12 protein-coding genes are annotated in these 13,132 nt (G+C 54.7%); 3 read left to right on the top strand and 9 right to left on the bottom strand.

The annotated features are described in order from the left end of the window. Positions 1–33: 33 nt before the first annotated feature. On the bottom strand, positions 34–804 hold the full coding sequence (locus ACXAD0_RS09505; RefSeq protein ID WP_475088153.1) for an SDR family oxidoreductase: 771 nt from the start codon (positions 802–804) through the stop codon (positions 34–36). Between the two features lie 739 nt (positions 805–1,543). Between ACXAD0_RS09505 and ACXAD0_RS09500 the strand changes: the two genes are divergently transcribed. From ACXAD0_RS09500 to ACXAD0_RS09490, 3 genes are all read left to right on the top strand, one after another. Beyond that, entirely contained in the window at positions 1,544–2,068 is a 525-nt protein-coding gene (locus ACXAD0_RS09500) for a pyridoxamine 5'-phosphate oxidase family protein (protein ID WP_475088152.1), read from the top strand. Between the two features lie 297 nt (positions 2,069–2,365). Beyond that, on the top strand, positions 2,366–3,184 hold the full coding sequence (locus ACXAD0_RS09495; RefSeq protein ID WP_475088151.1) for an SDR family oxidoreductase: 819 nt from the start codon (positions 2,366–2,368) through the stop codon (positions 3,182–3,184). A 209-nt stretch (positions 3,185–3,393) separates the two neighbouring features. Next, positions 3,394–4,650 carry a cytochrome P450 gene (locus ACXAD0_RS09490; RefSeq protein WP_475088150.1) on the top strand — a complete coding sequence of 419 codons (1,257 nt, stop codon included), beginning with the start codon at positions 3,394–3,396 and terminating at the stop codon, positions 4,648–4,650. A 128-nt stretch (positions 4,651–4,778) separates the two neighbouring features. On the opposite strand, the gene ACXAD0_RS09485 is transcribed toward ACXAD0_RS09490, so the two are convergent. From ACXAD0_RS09485 to lpdA, 8 genes are all read right to left on the bottom strand, one after another. Then, entirely contained in the window at positions 4,779–5,294 is a 516-nt protein-coding gene (locus ACXAD0_RS09485; RefSeq protein WP_475088149.1) for a pyridoxamine 5'-phosphate oxidase family protein, read from the bottom strand. A 58-nt stretch (positions 5,295–5,352) separates the two neighbouring features. Further along, the gene (locus ACXAD0_RS09480; protein ID WP_475088148.1) at positions 5,353–6,108 is read right to left on the bottom strand and encodes an SDR family NAD(P)-dependent oxidoreductase; all 756 of its coding nucleotides are present in this window, start codon (positions 6,106–6,108) and stop codon (positions 5,353–5,355) included. A 26-nt stretch (positions 6,109–6,134) separates the two neighbouring features. Next, on the bottom strand, positions 6,135–7,754 hold the full coding sequence (locus ACXAD0_RS09475; protein ID WP_475088147.1) for an AMP-binding protein: 1,620 nt from the start codon (positions 7,752–7,754) through the stop codon (positions 6,135–6,137). A gap of 54 nt (positions 7,755–7,808) precedes the next feature. Further along, complete coding sequence (locus tag ACXAD0_RS09470; RefSeq protein WP_475088146.1) at positions 7,809–8,585, bottom strand: SDR family NAD(P)-dependent oxidoreductase; 777 nt, start codon at positions 8,583–8,585, stop codon at positions 7,809–7,811. Positions 8,586–8,614: 29 nt separating this feature from the next. After that, positions 8,615–10,000, bottom strand: a complete 1,386-nt coding sequence (locus tag ACXAD0_RS09465) for an aromatic ring-hydroxylating oxygenase subunit alpha (RefSeq protein ID WP_475088145.1) — start codon at positions 9,998–10,000, stop codon at positions 8,615–8,617. Between the two features lie 24 nt (positions 10,001–10,024). Further along, on the bottom strand, positions 10,025–11,167 hold the full coding sequence (locus ACXAD0_RS09460; protein WP_475088144.1) for a thiolase family protein: 1,143 nt from the start codon (positions 11,165–11,167) through the stop codon (positions 10,025–10,027). A gap of 104 nt (positions 11,168–11,271) precedes the next feature. Beyond that, positions 11,272–11,697, bottom strand: a complete 426-nt coding sequence (locus tag ACXAD0_RS09455) for a Zn-ribbon domain-containing OB-fold protein (protein ID WP_475088143.1) — start codon at positions 11,695–11,697, stop codon at positions 11,272–11,274. Positions 11,698–11,707: 10 nt separating this feature from the next. Then, positions 11,708–13,126, bottom strand: coding sequence for a dihydrolipoyl dehydrogenase (gene lpdA / locus ACXAD0_RS09450; RefSeq protein ID WP_475088142.1), 1,419 nt, complete (start codon positions 13,124–13,126; stop codon positions 11,708–11,710). Between the last annotated feature and the right edge of the window lie 6 nt (positions 13,127–13,132).

Below are 13,132 nucleotides of genomic sequence, written 5' to 3'. Positions count from 1 at the left end.
TCTTCCCCCTGACAAGTAACCGTTAGGAATGGGTTAAATTTTGGGAACCATACCTTCTGTAATGGTCACCGTATTATCGATCACCATTTCTGCACCGTTGACAGATACAGACTCGTCGGAAGAAAGGAAAAGCACCATATTGGCGACATCCGCCGGATCTCCCACCCAGCTCTTTTTCATCTGGGCGGCAGTAACCGGGTCATGCTCCAGTACGATGTTGTACATCGTATCGAGCATCGGTGTGGACATATTGCCAGGGTGAATAGAGTTACAGCGAACACCGTAACCCGCCTGAGCACTTAAGCAGGCGATAGATTTGGTCATGCCGCGGATCGCACTCTTGGAGGCAGCATAAGCAAAAATTGCCGGCCCCCCCTGAATGCTCGCGGTAGAACACATATTGATAATGGAGCCACGACCCTGTGCCTTCATGACACGGAGCGCGTGCTTGCAACCGAAGAAAGTCCCATCGGTACCCACCGCATTGACCTTACGCCACAACGCTTCGGTTGTTTGCTCGATACTGGCCAGCTCAGCAATGCCGGCGCAGTTGAGCAGAATGTCCAGGGACCCGTAGTCCGATACCACTCCGTCGACCAGTGCTTCCCACGCGGATTCACTGGTGACATCCAATTTTACAAACTCTGCACCACCGATCTTTGCTGCTTCCGCCTCTCCGCGTGCAACATCGATATCGGCCATAATCACCGAAGCACCTTCTTCTGCCAGTCGCTTCGCTGAAGCCAACCCCAAACCGGAGGCAGCGCCCGTGATAATCGCTACTTTATTATCTACACGTCCCATCAAGTCACTGAGCCTCGTATTATTTTAAATTATTAAGACTTCCAGAAAGTTTGTACCATATATAAATCATTTGCGCATCGAATCACGACAAGATACCGAGCCTCTTATGTACGGGCCTCAATCAGCCTAGGAACGCTCCGCGGGTAGAAAAACGCGCCAACGTGCTACGAATCCTGACTCTCTCCACCCGAGCCCGACAGGAAAGCCTGAAATGGGTTAGTACTTACCTTGCCACTTAGCTTGCCGAACGCACGCGTTAGCAGTGCTGTTGATCGCACAATCTATTCACATCGCGCGCCAATTGAATCACCCGAAAAGACCTCCAGGAAACTGATTTTCAAGGATTTTTTCCAACTGATGGACCAGCTTCAGGATCGATCGAAGTACTGCCGAAACCGCCTGCTAAGCGCTTGCAATCCACAGCGCTGACCGATACCTTAACAGATAAACAGTCAGTTTGTACTGTTTTTTATTTCCATTGAACTCGGAACAGAAATCCCGTTATATAGAGAACGAACCCGACATGTATGGGGTGAGTAATGTCGTATTTGTCATAAATTGCATGTTGCAATCGTGATTTAGCGACTCGCTTACTCGATACAGCGTAATCAGGCGGGAACGCGGTTAAAAAGCTGGGGCCTGTCTTTCGGTGCCTGGCGTTTTTCGCGGCAGCCATGCGCCACGGGTTCATTCGACGGAGTGACAGTACATTCGGCAACCACGCAGGAGAGACAATGCCATGAGTGATAAACATGTAAAAAACTATGATGACGTCACCATGTATGGGCTGACCAACGAACGGGAAGAAGCACTCCTGCGCAAACAAAACGAACTCACGTTTATATGGACCAATAAAGCCGGGCATGGCATGGGCGTCACCATGAGCTATATCTGGCGCAATGGCCGCATCTGGTGTACCGCTACCGCTCAACGCGCACGCATGAAGGCCCTGGCAAGAGATAATCGCTGTAGTGTGGTTATTTCCAGTGCCGGTACTGACATCGATGTTAGCCAGTCCATTACCTTTAAGGGACATGCCATACTGCACACCGATCAGGAAACCAAAGACTGGTTCTATCCCGATTTTGCCCGGCACACCAATAGCCCGGCCCCAACCCCCGAGCTGTTTGTACAATTCCTCGATACGCCCGAGCGCATCATTATTGAAGTCGTCCCGGAAAAGACGATCTCATTTGACGGCGGTTCCATGCGCGACAAAACCTCGGATGCGATCAACAGCCAGGCAGAGTTGCAGCCAGAGTAGCGTATCAGCCTGCCCATGCCGGCACCGTCGCCGAGAACATGTATTCGACGGGGCTGGCATGCAAATCACGGGATGCGCGCGGTCGCCTCCCTTCTTCTTTACCCCTTTGCTTGTTCCCCCCCCCAAATTGATCCAAATCAAGAATCAATTAAAAACAAACCGTCTTGCTTGTTTTTAATTTCATCCTCCTGCTAATATGAGCTGACTACGTTAATGCTTCAGGTTCTCCTTGTTGGCTACTCCAAAGTGGCTCGCCTCCAGAGAACGTCTGGCAAACGCATCAGGGCTGGGAAGACCATGAATCGGTTTGAAGGACAATGCATCGCCGTCACCGGCGGCGCCAGTGGTATTGGCAGCGCTACCGCCACCGCGATTGTCCGCGAAGGCGGAAATGTCGTGATCGCCGATATACAGCACGATAAGGGAAAGGCACTGGCGGACTCGCTGGGACCAAGTGCCCTGTTTCAGCCCACTGACGTAACGAACGAAAGCGATATCGAGCGACTGGTTCGATGCAGCGAAAACGCCTTTGGGGCGCTGAATGGTATGGTCAACAACGCCGGCATCCTCGGCGTCACTGGCCCGATTACCGAAACCACGACGGAAGCCTTTGACCGCACAATGGCAGTGCTATCACGTGCCGTCTTTCTCGGGATAAAGCACGCAGCCATTGCCATGAAGGAGGCTGGCGGCGGCAGTATTGTCTCGGTGGCGAGCACAGCAGGACTCATGGGAGGACTGGGGCCCCATGTCTATACCATGGCCAAGCATGGTGTCATTGGACTGACAAAGTCAGCCGCGAACGAATTGGCCGGTTTCGGTATCCGCGTCAATACGGTCGCGCCAGGCGGAACTGTCACACCATTAGCCGCCGCATTAACTGCAGGGAGTGAAGCCCTGCTCGAGGAGGCCATCAAATCGGCATCGCCGCTGGGCATTTCCTGCCGACCGGAAGATGTTGCCGACGGAATTCTGTACCTGTTGAGCGAACAAGCGCGCAACGTATCAGGGCATACACTCATTATTGATGCCGGCCTGACTTCAGGCCCGCTGCAAACGCAATTTCATTCAGAACAACACCCTGCGCGGTCCGGGGCGTCTGAAGGCGCATCTTGATAGTGCGCAGAGTTTCAACGGGATCGAGAGAGCAGGACACGGTCTGCCAACACGCACGCAAGAACGCAAGGTCGAATCGAGAATCCGACAATGATCGTTTCAAGCGCACTGCCAGACAACGATATAGGGCTTAAACATACATAGCCGTCAAAACTCACGGTTTTATCGCGGTACCACATCATGATTGGACAATAATGAGGAAAGACCACATGACTGAGGCAATCCTAGAAGATCCACAATCTTTGGCTGACATGCCATTATTTGACTCTGAAACGCTCAAGTGTCCGTATCACTTTGACAAAACCTTGCGCGAGAAGGCTCCGGTCTACCAGGACCCTTCTTCGGGCATCTATATCGTCTCCACCTACGAACTGGTGCGTGAAGCGCACAAAAAACCCGACATCTTTACCAATGATTTTGCTCTGGCCAAGGGTGCCGACGAAGCACTTGATGAGGATATAGTCGCCGCAATGGCCAATACGTACGACCTCGGTAAAGGTACGCTGCTGACAGTCGATGACCCGGAGCACAAGATCTATCGCGATGCGCTCAGGGACTTCTTCCTGGCCAAAAATCTGGCCAAATATCGACCCTGGATCAGCGAATTCGCCGATCAACTGGTCAGTGATTTGCCCCGTGGGGAAGCATTTAACTTTATCGAGAAGTTTACTCGCCCTCTGCCACTCTCGGTCATCATGCATGTATTGGGTATGCCCCTGGAGATGCGTGACCTTGCGTTTAAATGGACGGTAGATAACGTTACCGTCTTCTCACAGCTGGGCGACAAGGAAACACTGTTGGCCGCCCATGCGGGACTCAAGGACGAATACGATTGGTTCGTCAAGGCACTGAACGAGCGCAAACAGAACCCGCAGGACGACTTGTTGACCCTGATCGCTCACGCGACCTATGAGGGGCGTCCGCTGACTATCGAAGAACAGCTGTCCCATTGCACCCAGTTCCTGGTTGCAGGCAATGAAACAACCACCGCGACGCTGGCAGAAGGCATGCGGCAGCTCTGTATGTATCCGGACCAGCAACAAATGGTGCGCGATGATCCCTCACTCATTCCTACCCTGGTTGAAGAATCACTGCGCATCGCAACGCCGACCTCCAATATGTGGCGTGTGTGCAAGGCGGATTACACACTCGGTGGTGTCACGATTCCTGCGGGGAGCATGGTTTTGCTGAAGTACTTCTCATCGAACCATGATGAGAAGATGTTTGAGAATCCGCAAAAGTTCGATTTGACCAGAAAGAATGTCAACCGTCATGTAGCGTTTGGGTTCGGATCCCACGTTTGCATTGGTCAGCATCTTTCCAAACTGGAAATGATCGTCGCCTGGGAGAAGCTCATCGAGAATAGCAGTCATTTCAGACTGGTCGGTTCAGCCGATGACCTGGATTACATGCCTCACTTGCTGCTCCGCGGTCTGGAAGAAATCCCCATTATCATCGAGCCTTGACTTGGGCAGGCGCACCGCGCCTTACCCTTGACACAAAAAAACAGGCGCAAATTGCGCCTGTTTTTGTATCCGGTACTCAGATAAATCTCATCAAGCTACGCCCTTCCCTGCGTAAGCCGGGATGAAGTTTAAGCGGATGTACCGGGAATGGTGCCCTCATGGGAAGACTTGGCAATGCTATCGCCGTCAAACTTGATCGACTTTTCCGGGATCAACTCGATGATGACCCGCAGCGGCGTATCCAGATGAGCGATGGCAGCTTCCTCCGTCGGTGCAGGATAGGGTGAGATGATCTTCGCCATCGCCGGGTAGAACCAGTCCTTGGTTGCCTGGTCCTCGTGAATCTTGACCCGGCCCTTATAGGTCACCGTCTTGCCCGGCCCCATATCTGTTCCCATACTGGAAATAACCACGGATGCACGCGGGTCCCTGCGCAAGGCCTTTACCCTCGGCCTCTGACTGGTTGCCGTGACCCAGATCGAGCCATCCTTGGCGATGTAGTTCATAATCACACCCAGCCCATGCCCCTCCTTGTTGGTCCAGATAAAGTTACACTCGATTTGCTTGCTCAGCAGTTCCTGCTCGCGTTCTTTAGAGAGCCCATAAATCGTGACATCCTCATAACCCTGCATATCATTAGACATAAGCATTTTCCCCAATAATAGATTTCATCCCATCATCGCCATATGGCAAGACCACGAGTCAGAAGCGTGGCAAGTGCCCCATCTGCTGGCCGCCGGCGAGATCAATAATTTGGCCGTTCACAAACCCGGAGCGTTGATCATCGGCGAGATACAGCGCCGCTTCTGCGATATCGTCGACCGTACCCATACGACCCGCCGGGGTCTCATTGATAAAGGCATCGATGATGGGCTCCACACTGAAGAATGCATCCGTCATATCCGTCTGGATAAGCCCAGCAGCGATAGAGTTGAAGCGAATCTTTTTCTGAGCATACTCGACGGCAGCGACACGGATGGCATAGTCAATGCCTGCCCGCGCCCCGGCATAAACGGCCATCTCAGGTCCTGGCAATCGCGCCGTCAAAGAAGAAATCGTGACGATCGAACCACCAGCTTTCATGGCCTTGGCAGCCCACTTGAAAAACAACAGCGCCCCGATAAAGCTGATTTCCAGGGTTGGCATAACCTTCTCTTTGGTCAGATCGTCAATCAGGTGGGACGCGTGAATACCCGCGGAGTTTACCGCGATATCAACGGTGCCAAACTGATTGACGGCCGAATCGAATAGACCCTGGATCTGGTCTTCATTGGTCACATCACACGGGACCGCGATACCCCCAATCTCCTGGGCGAGTGCTTGGAGAGGTCCTTCCCGGCGTGCCGCCACGACAACATTGGCCCCTTCGGCGGCCAACCTGCGCGCAATGGCAGACCCGAAATTCTGTTTACCCGATGCCCCTAAAACCACTGCGGTCTTGTTATTTAACGTCCCCATATCGAACTCCCTCTCCCGGTAGTCGTTTAGTCCACAAACATATCTGCAATTTCTTTACGCAAAGTGTCTTTCTTCACTTTGCCGCTCGGTGTCCTGGGCAGGTCTTCTACGAACTCAACGTGCTCCGGTATCTTTTGCTTTGCCAGCGCAGCCTTATCCGCAAAGTCGGCGATCTTGGGCAGGTCGAGCTTATGGTCACGAGACGCAGGAATAATAAACGCGCATACTCCCTCACCCAGTCGATAGTGTGGCATCGCCACAACCGCGGCTTCCCTGATTTGGGGATGATCGTGCAGCACATCCTCAATTTCCTTGGCACTCAGGTTTTCGCCGCCGCGGATGATGATGTCTTTCTTGCGGTCGGTAATCAGGATGGCATTGTCTGCCGTGCGCATGCCGATATCCCCGGTATAGAAATAGCCATCCTCGTCATGGGATGCGGCATTTTGCTCCGCGTCTGCATAACCCAACATCATGCCGGCGCCACGTGCCGCAATTTCTCCATCGACATCAGTGGGCACTTCCTTACCGGCGTCATCAACGATCTTGACATCGTAGCCATAGATCATCCCATCGGTTTCCGCAGCCAGGTTCTGCTCGCCGTCTCGCACAAACCCCTGGGTAATGACGGGCGTTTCGGTACTGCCATACACCCGGAATGCGCGACAGCGCTCCAGCTGCTCATAGCATTGATGGATTACCTGGGGAGGCACTGCGGCACCGCCACAGGCAAAGAGGCGCATTGTTGGCAAGCGGGTGCTGTGCCGCTTGGCGGCCGCCAATAACTCGACCAGAAATGGGGTGGCGCCGACACTCGCGGTCGCGCCGACACGCGTGATGTATTCGACGGCAGCATCAGCGTCCCAACGTGCCATCAAGGCCGACTTCACCGCCGTGATAAACGGCAGTACCATCCCCGACCCATAGCCGGTGATATGTGTCACTGGTGACGGCATCAGCATGATGTCGTTTTCATCCAGCTGCCAACAATCGACAGAGTTCTGAATGACCCGACTGAGGGTGTTATGACTGTGCAGCACCGCCTTCGGGTGTCCGGTGGTACCCGATGTATACAGGATCGTCTTGACCGAGTTCGGATCCACCTTGGGCAACCGGGCGATATCCGCCGGCGCATTGTTCAGTAAATCCTCAAACCGCAGCGTCCCTTCATGGGACTCTTCAGCCCGCGCGGTCACTACATATTCGAGATCCGGCAAGTCCGCCCGAAGCGATGCGATCATCGACGGAAATTCAAGGCTGCGAATACGTTCCGGTATGAAGATCAGCCGGGTACCGGCGTCCTTCAGAATGAAGCGTAATTCCCGGTCCCGGTAGATCGGAATCACTGGGTTGACGATCAGCCCCATGGCGGATGCGGCAATATCCAAAATCACGGATTCGCGCCAGTTCGGCAGCTGGAAGCTGATCACGTCGCCGGCCTTCATGCCCAGACCCTGCAGGCCGGTAATCAGTCGCTTGGCCTGTTCCGCGATGGAACCGTAAGTGATTGCCGGTTCGTGTTCCAGGTAGATGGCGACCTCATCCGGGGATGTGGCCGCTTTTTGCCAGGCCGCATCGGCAATGGTCTGGTCGGACCAAAGATGTCCATCTCGCTGTATACGGTCTTCAGTCAGAGGATTCATCATGATTATTTTCCCTCGCTTAAAAAGTCACCGTTCAAGTAGTGGGTACCCGGATTGCTATAGTTCCGACAGCACATGTCCGCCATCAACGGTGATGGCGGCACCAGTCATCAGCGAGCCGGCATCCGAAGCCAGCAGCAACAAAGGACCATTCAGTTCATCCAGTTCACCAATGCGCCGTGTGGGTATGCGGTTCAGCAGGGCCTGCCCGTCTTCTGTCTTGAGCCATTCGCTAATCAGCGGTGTATTGAAGTAACCCGGACAGATGGCATTCACGCGAATATTATGTTCAGCGAACTCGAGCGCGGCGGCCTTGGTAAACTGAACAACCGCAGCTTTCGCGGACGCATAACTCGTCAATGCTTTTTGCAGTCGACTGGCAGTGATTGAGGCGATATTGACAATGCTGCCCGGCAAGCCCGCTGCGACCAGTCGCGCGCCCGCTTCCCGGGTGACGTAGGCAACCCCATTGAGGTTGGTATTCACCACACCACTCCAGTCTGCGTCAGAAAGTTCGAGTAGTAACTTGGGGATGGTGATCCCGGCGTTATTGATCACCACTGTCACCACGCCAAACCGTTGTTCTACGGCATCAAAGGCTGCCTTGATGCTATCGCTATCGGTCACATCCATAGTGACCGACATGGCTTCGCCACCACGGTCAATAATCGTATCCCGCGCTGCGGCAAGCAGTTCAGTGCGCCGTGCTGCGAGTACGACCCTGGCACCGGCAGCCGCCAACACCTCCGCGAAGTGCAAGCCAAATCCACTGGAAGCACCGGTTACCAGGACAACTTTTCCCTCGAGGGAAAAGGTATTTAGCAGGTCATTCATGGTGTTTCTCCTGTCGCATGTGCACCGATCTATTTCGCCTTGAGGTACTTATCCAGTGTCTGGTGAAAGTGTCGAATCCTCACCTCCTGGTAGTTACCAAGAGTCACCGCACCTTTCTTCGAGGCTTTCAAGCCCTTTTGTACCTGTGGCAGGTTCGCACCGTCCTGATTAAATACGTTGGCAAAACCGGCCCCCATCACTTCGGCGGCCTCACTGAACGGCTGATCAATACCGAGACGGAAAACTGGCGCATCCGGCGGAGACTCCTCCCCTTCCGGGAACCGTGTTAACAGGAAGATCTCCATAATGCTGCTATCGACATCATCCCCGTTGGGGCGATGCCGATAGGTAATCACGGTGCCATGCCCGGCCCAGGGCGCAAAATTCGGGAACAGGAGATACAGCGTGGAGTCCATCAACTCGGACATGGTCGCCCGCTCGGAGAAGTCCTCGCCGGCCTGTTGGTTGGCGACCGGCAGGTTGAGCTGCGCATACATTTCCCGTGCCGTTTGTCCGGGGGCGAGCTGGGGTCGGTCCGGAACGCCAATAAGCTCCATCATGGCATCCAGCGACTGCTGCTCGGTAAACTGATCCGCATGGCTGGGGTTGGCCACACCGTACGCACTGATCGTGCGGCTGACATGATCGCCCCAGACGTCATACTGGGAGTTATCGATGCCCTGGAATGGCATGAGTTGCGGGTGCGTCGCAATCGCATGATAGGACTCAATGAAGGCTTCCAGTGCGACCTTCCAGTTGCAGGCGATCACTTTCTCGATATGCAGAGAGACGAAGCGCTGTTCATGCTTCCACTGATTCATGTGTTCGGGAAGCACCTCCATATACTCTTTGAGCGATGGAGCTTCTTCATCCATATTGATAAACACCCAGCCGCCCCAGGTATCTACCCGCACTTCGTGCAACTTGCTGTTTTCTCTGGAGACATGGGGGAAGTCCCACTGGCAGGGCGCGCCGAGAAACTCACCGTCGAGATCCCATGACCAGCCGTGGTAGGGGCAGCGGAGGTTATCACTGTTGCCCGCGCCCCGCTTCAGTACCCGGCCGCGATGCAGACAGGAATTATGGAAGGCTTTTAGCTCGCCCGATTCGGTCCGTGTTAACAGGATTGAGTCGTTGACGATATCGTAGACGAAGTAGTCGCCGGCGTTGCGCAATCGGTTTTCCCGGCAAGCAATCTGCCAGGTCTTGCGCCAGACCTTCTCCACTTCCAGGTCAAAAAACGCCCTGGAGGTATAGCGTTCGACAGAGAGGTCTTCCGATCCGAGATAGGTTTCGGTGCTTTCCAGCAGTGCCGCGGGGACGTCGACCGTCTCCCGCTTCAGTAAATCCTGGAAGGAGTCTGAAGGGCTGCGGGCAATAATATCTTCCGGGCTCAGTTCCACTTGTTCTGACATGGCTCTGCCTCTTCTTGTCGTTACCTAGCGTTGCAAAATCGTCACGGCGCTGATGCCGGGCGCACCATAGACATGGGTATAGCCGACCTTGGGCGCGTTCGGCACCTGACGCGCACCGGCCCCGCCCCGGAGCTGCACACAGGTCTCAAACACCTGCCGCAAGCCAGTGGCACCAATCGGCTCGCCATTGGCAAGGCAGCCGCCATCGGTATTAATGGGTAGCTTCCCGTCGATTCCGGTTTCCCCGGCCTGAATGAGTGATTCCTGCTCACCGTGCTCACAGAAATCGTTCTCCGCCATATGCATCACTTCTGCCCCAGACTCGGTATCCTGCAACTGCAGAACATCGATATCTTTGGGACCCAGGCCAGCGGCTTCAAACGCCGCTTTTGAGGCATCGACCGTCGGCCCGTCAACCTGCGTCAGTGCCTGTGACGGCGCGAACACTTCGAAAGACCCATAACGTCTCGAGCGTACGGCTGCCGCCTTCAGGTAAATTGGCTTGTCGGCATAACGATGCGCGATATCTGCCCGGCAGAGAATCAATGCCACACCGCCTTCCCCTGGCGCGCAGAACATAAACTTGGTCAGGGGATGACTGATCATCGGCGACTCACTGATCACATCGAGCGGGATCTCTTCCCGGCGCCAGGCATTCGGATTCTTCGCGCCATTGGCAAAAGCTTTCTGGGCAACCTTCGCCAGGGTGTTGCTGCTAATGCCATGCGCATCCATATAGCGCTGAATTTTCATGGCGAAAAACTGGGTCGTCATCATCAGGCCGATTTCGCCATACCATTCTCCGATGCCCATCTGTCGTGGGTCGGCATTAAAGGCGCCGCGTTCATGCTTGTCGAAACCGGTCACCATACCGATGTCATATTCACCGGATTTGATGGCATTGAAGGCAGAGATCAACGCACTGCCGCCAGTCGCGCAGCCATTGGCCACATTGATAAACGGTAAACCGGTGAGGCCCAGCTCATTGACCATTGCATCTGCGCTGCCTGCGCTGGCACTGCCGCCGAACCCAAACTGCATGTCTTTCCACTCAACGCCGGCATCTTTCAACGCCATGCGTGCGGCGTAGGCGCCCTGTTGAAGTCCGCTCAGGCCAGGTGTACGACCAAACGGGTGTATCCCGATTCCAACAATTGCAACGTCCATCACTCCCCCAAATTAATCATCTCGGCGTTCCGCGATATCCATTCCCCGATGCCGAGGTATTCGCGTCGGCGCCGAGGATAGAATCGTCACTGTCCGGGCTTTTCTTATCCGGCAGCCTTGAAAGCAAAACTCATCACCGGATTGCCGGACTCGTCATGACGAAAAGTTTCCACCACCAACTCCATTTCCATCCCGATCCTGAGTTTTTCCGGATCGTTTTCCAGGAGCCGACTCTCCACGCAAACGGCACCGGGTAATTCGATATATCCCACACCAAAGGGCGTGAACGTCTCCGGCGTTTCATCTGAGTGATAGGGCTTTTTCGGCATAAACCCCTGGATGGTCCAGCTCCACAGCCTTCCCCGCCGGGGCAACTCCTCAACAACCACATCCTCACTACCACAGGCAGGGCAACTGGACTTCTGCGGAAACTCCGCAATCGTACAGGCGCGACAGCGGCTACCGAGTAGTGCCGGATTGTCCGACGGCCAGGTGAAAAGCCCTTCTGCGATAGGCACTTGTTTGTACATTGCCGTCTCCCTAGTGGTGAATCGCGCGGTCAAACGCATCGAGGACGGATTCATGCATCGCTTCCGACATGGTCGGATGGGCAAAGACAGTTTCCATCAACTCTTCTTCCGTGGTTTCCATTTTTCGGGCGATGACATAGCCCTGAATCAGCTCGGTCACATCTGCGCCAATCATGTGAGCGCCGAGCAGTTCGCCAGTATCCGCATCGAAAACCGTCTTTACGAAACCTTCCAAATCCCCCATGGCCTGTGCCTTGCCGAGATTACCGAGGTCAAATTTACCCACCCTTGTTGCCAGCCCCCGGGCGTTTGCCTGGGATTCGGTCAGGCCTACGCTGGCAACCTGGGGCGTACTGTACGTACAGGACGGTATGCAGAGCGGATCGACGGGCTCGAGATCGTCGAGGCCCGCGATTCTTTCCACGCAAGTGATCGCTTCATGGCTGGCCTTATGAGCCAATAACGGCGGCGCTGTCATATCGCCAATGGCATAAATCCCCTTAACAGAGGTCTCAGACCATTCATCGACAACGACCTGACCGTTCTGAAGCTGAACACCCAGTGCTTCCAGCCCCAGCCCTTTCGTGTTGGCAACAACCCCGACTGCGAGGATGACCCGATCAAACACTGATTGCTGCGGCTCCCCCTGAGCATCCTGCCAACGGGCGTGGGCTCGCCCATCTTTAACTTCAATACCCTGCACCCGCGACCCGAGAGAAAACTGCACCCCCCGCTTTCGGAATGAACGTATCGCCAAACGAGAGATATCCTCATCTTCCTGGGGCAGGATCCGGTCGGCCATCTCGATCAGCGTGACGTCACTGCCAAACGTTGAATAGAAACTGGCAAATTCAATACCGATGGCTCCGGCACCAATAATCAATAGGGATTCGGGCACCGCAGAGGGCGTCATTGCTTCACGCGCCGTCCAGACCACTTCGCCATCAGCTTCGACACCGGGAATCTTTCTGGGGCTGGCACCGGTGGCGAGAAGGATGTGTGGGGCGGTAAGCGTGGTGGAGAGGATGCCACTGGTCGTCACGCTGATCGTATGGCGATCGATCAGACTGGCAACCCCCTCAAAAACACTGATGTCATTTTTATCCATCAGGTAGCGAATACCCTGGCTGAGGCGATCCGCGGTACTGCGGCTTCTCTGCACGATCTTCCCGAGATCAAATCCGGGTTCCGCTACTGTCAGCCCGTAGTCATCGGCATGCTGCATCTGCTGGTAAACTTCAGCGCTCTTCAGCAAACTCTTGGTGGGGATACATCCCCAGTTCAAACAAATACCACCCAGATGCTGGCTTTCTACCAGGGCGACACGCATACCCAGCTGGGCGCCGCGAATGGCTGCGACATAGCCTCCGGGTCCGGCTCCCACAACGACCAGATCGAATGTTTGTTTATCCACGTTGCTCTGTGTCACAGTGAT

It is taken from the genome of Microbulbifer sp. ABF4_148 (assembly GCF_056158985.1).
The sequence above is the reverse complement of the archived record's forward strand: the minus strand, read 5'-3'. Positions and strand labels throughout refer to the sequence as shown.

Coding starts and splice junctions, on each gene's coding strand:
- ACXAD0_RS09460 (WP_475088144.1), bottom strand. CDS start 11,167: ATGGACGTTGCAATTGTTGGAATCGGGATACACCCGTTTGGTCGTACA.
- ACXAD0_RS09500 (WP_475088152.1), top strand. CDS start 1,544: ATGAGTGATAAACATGTAAAAAACTATGATGACGTCACCATGTATGGG.
- ACXAD0_RS09505 (WP_475088153.1), bottom strand. CDS start 804: ATGGGACGTGTAGATAATAAAGTAGCGATTATCACGGGCGCTGCCTCC.
- ACXAD0_RS09465 (WP_475088145.1), bottom strand. CDS start 10,000: ATGTCAGAACAAGTGGAACTGAGCCCGGAAGATATTATTGCCCGCAGC.
- ACXAD0_RS09470 (WP_475088146.1), bottom strand. CDS start 8,585: ATGAATGACCTGCTAAATACCTTTTCCCTCGAGGGAAAAGTTGTCCTG.
- ACXAD0_RS09490 (WP_475088150.1), top strand. CDS start 3,394: ATGACTGAGGCAATCCTAGAAGATCCACAATCTTTGGCTGACATGCCA.
- ACXAD0_RS09480 (WP_475088148.1), bottom strand. CDS start 6,108: ATGGGGACGTTAAATAACAAGACCGCAGTGGTTTTAGGGGCATCGGGT.
- ACXAD0_RS09455 (WP_475088143.1), bottom strand. CDS start 11,697: ATGTACAAACAAGTGCCTATCGCAGAAGGGCTTTTCACCTGGCCGTCG.
- ACXAD0_RS09495 (WP_475088151.1), top strand. CDS start 2,366: ATGAATCGGTTTGAAGGACAATGCATCGCCGTCACCGGCGGCGCCAGT.
- ACXAD0_RS09485 (WP_475088149.1), bottom strand. CDS start 5,294: ATGTCTAATGATATGCAGGGTTATGAGGATGTCACGATTTATGGGCTC.
- ACXAD0_RS09475 (WP_475088147.1), bottom strand. CDS start 7,754: ATGATGAATCCTCTGACTGAAGACCGTATACAGCGAGATGGACATCTT.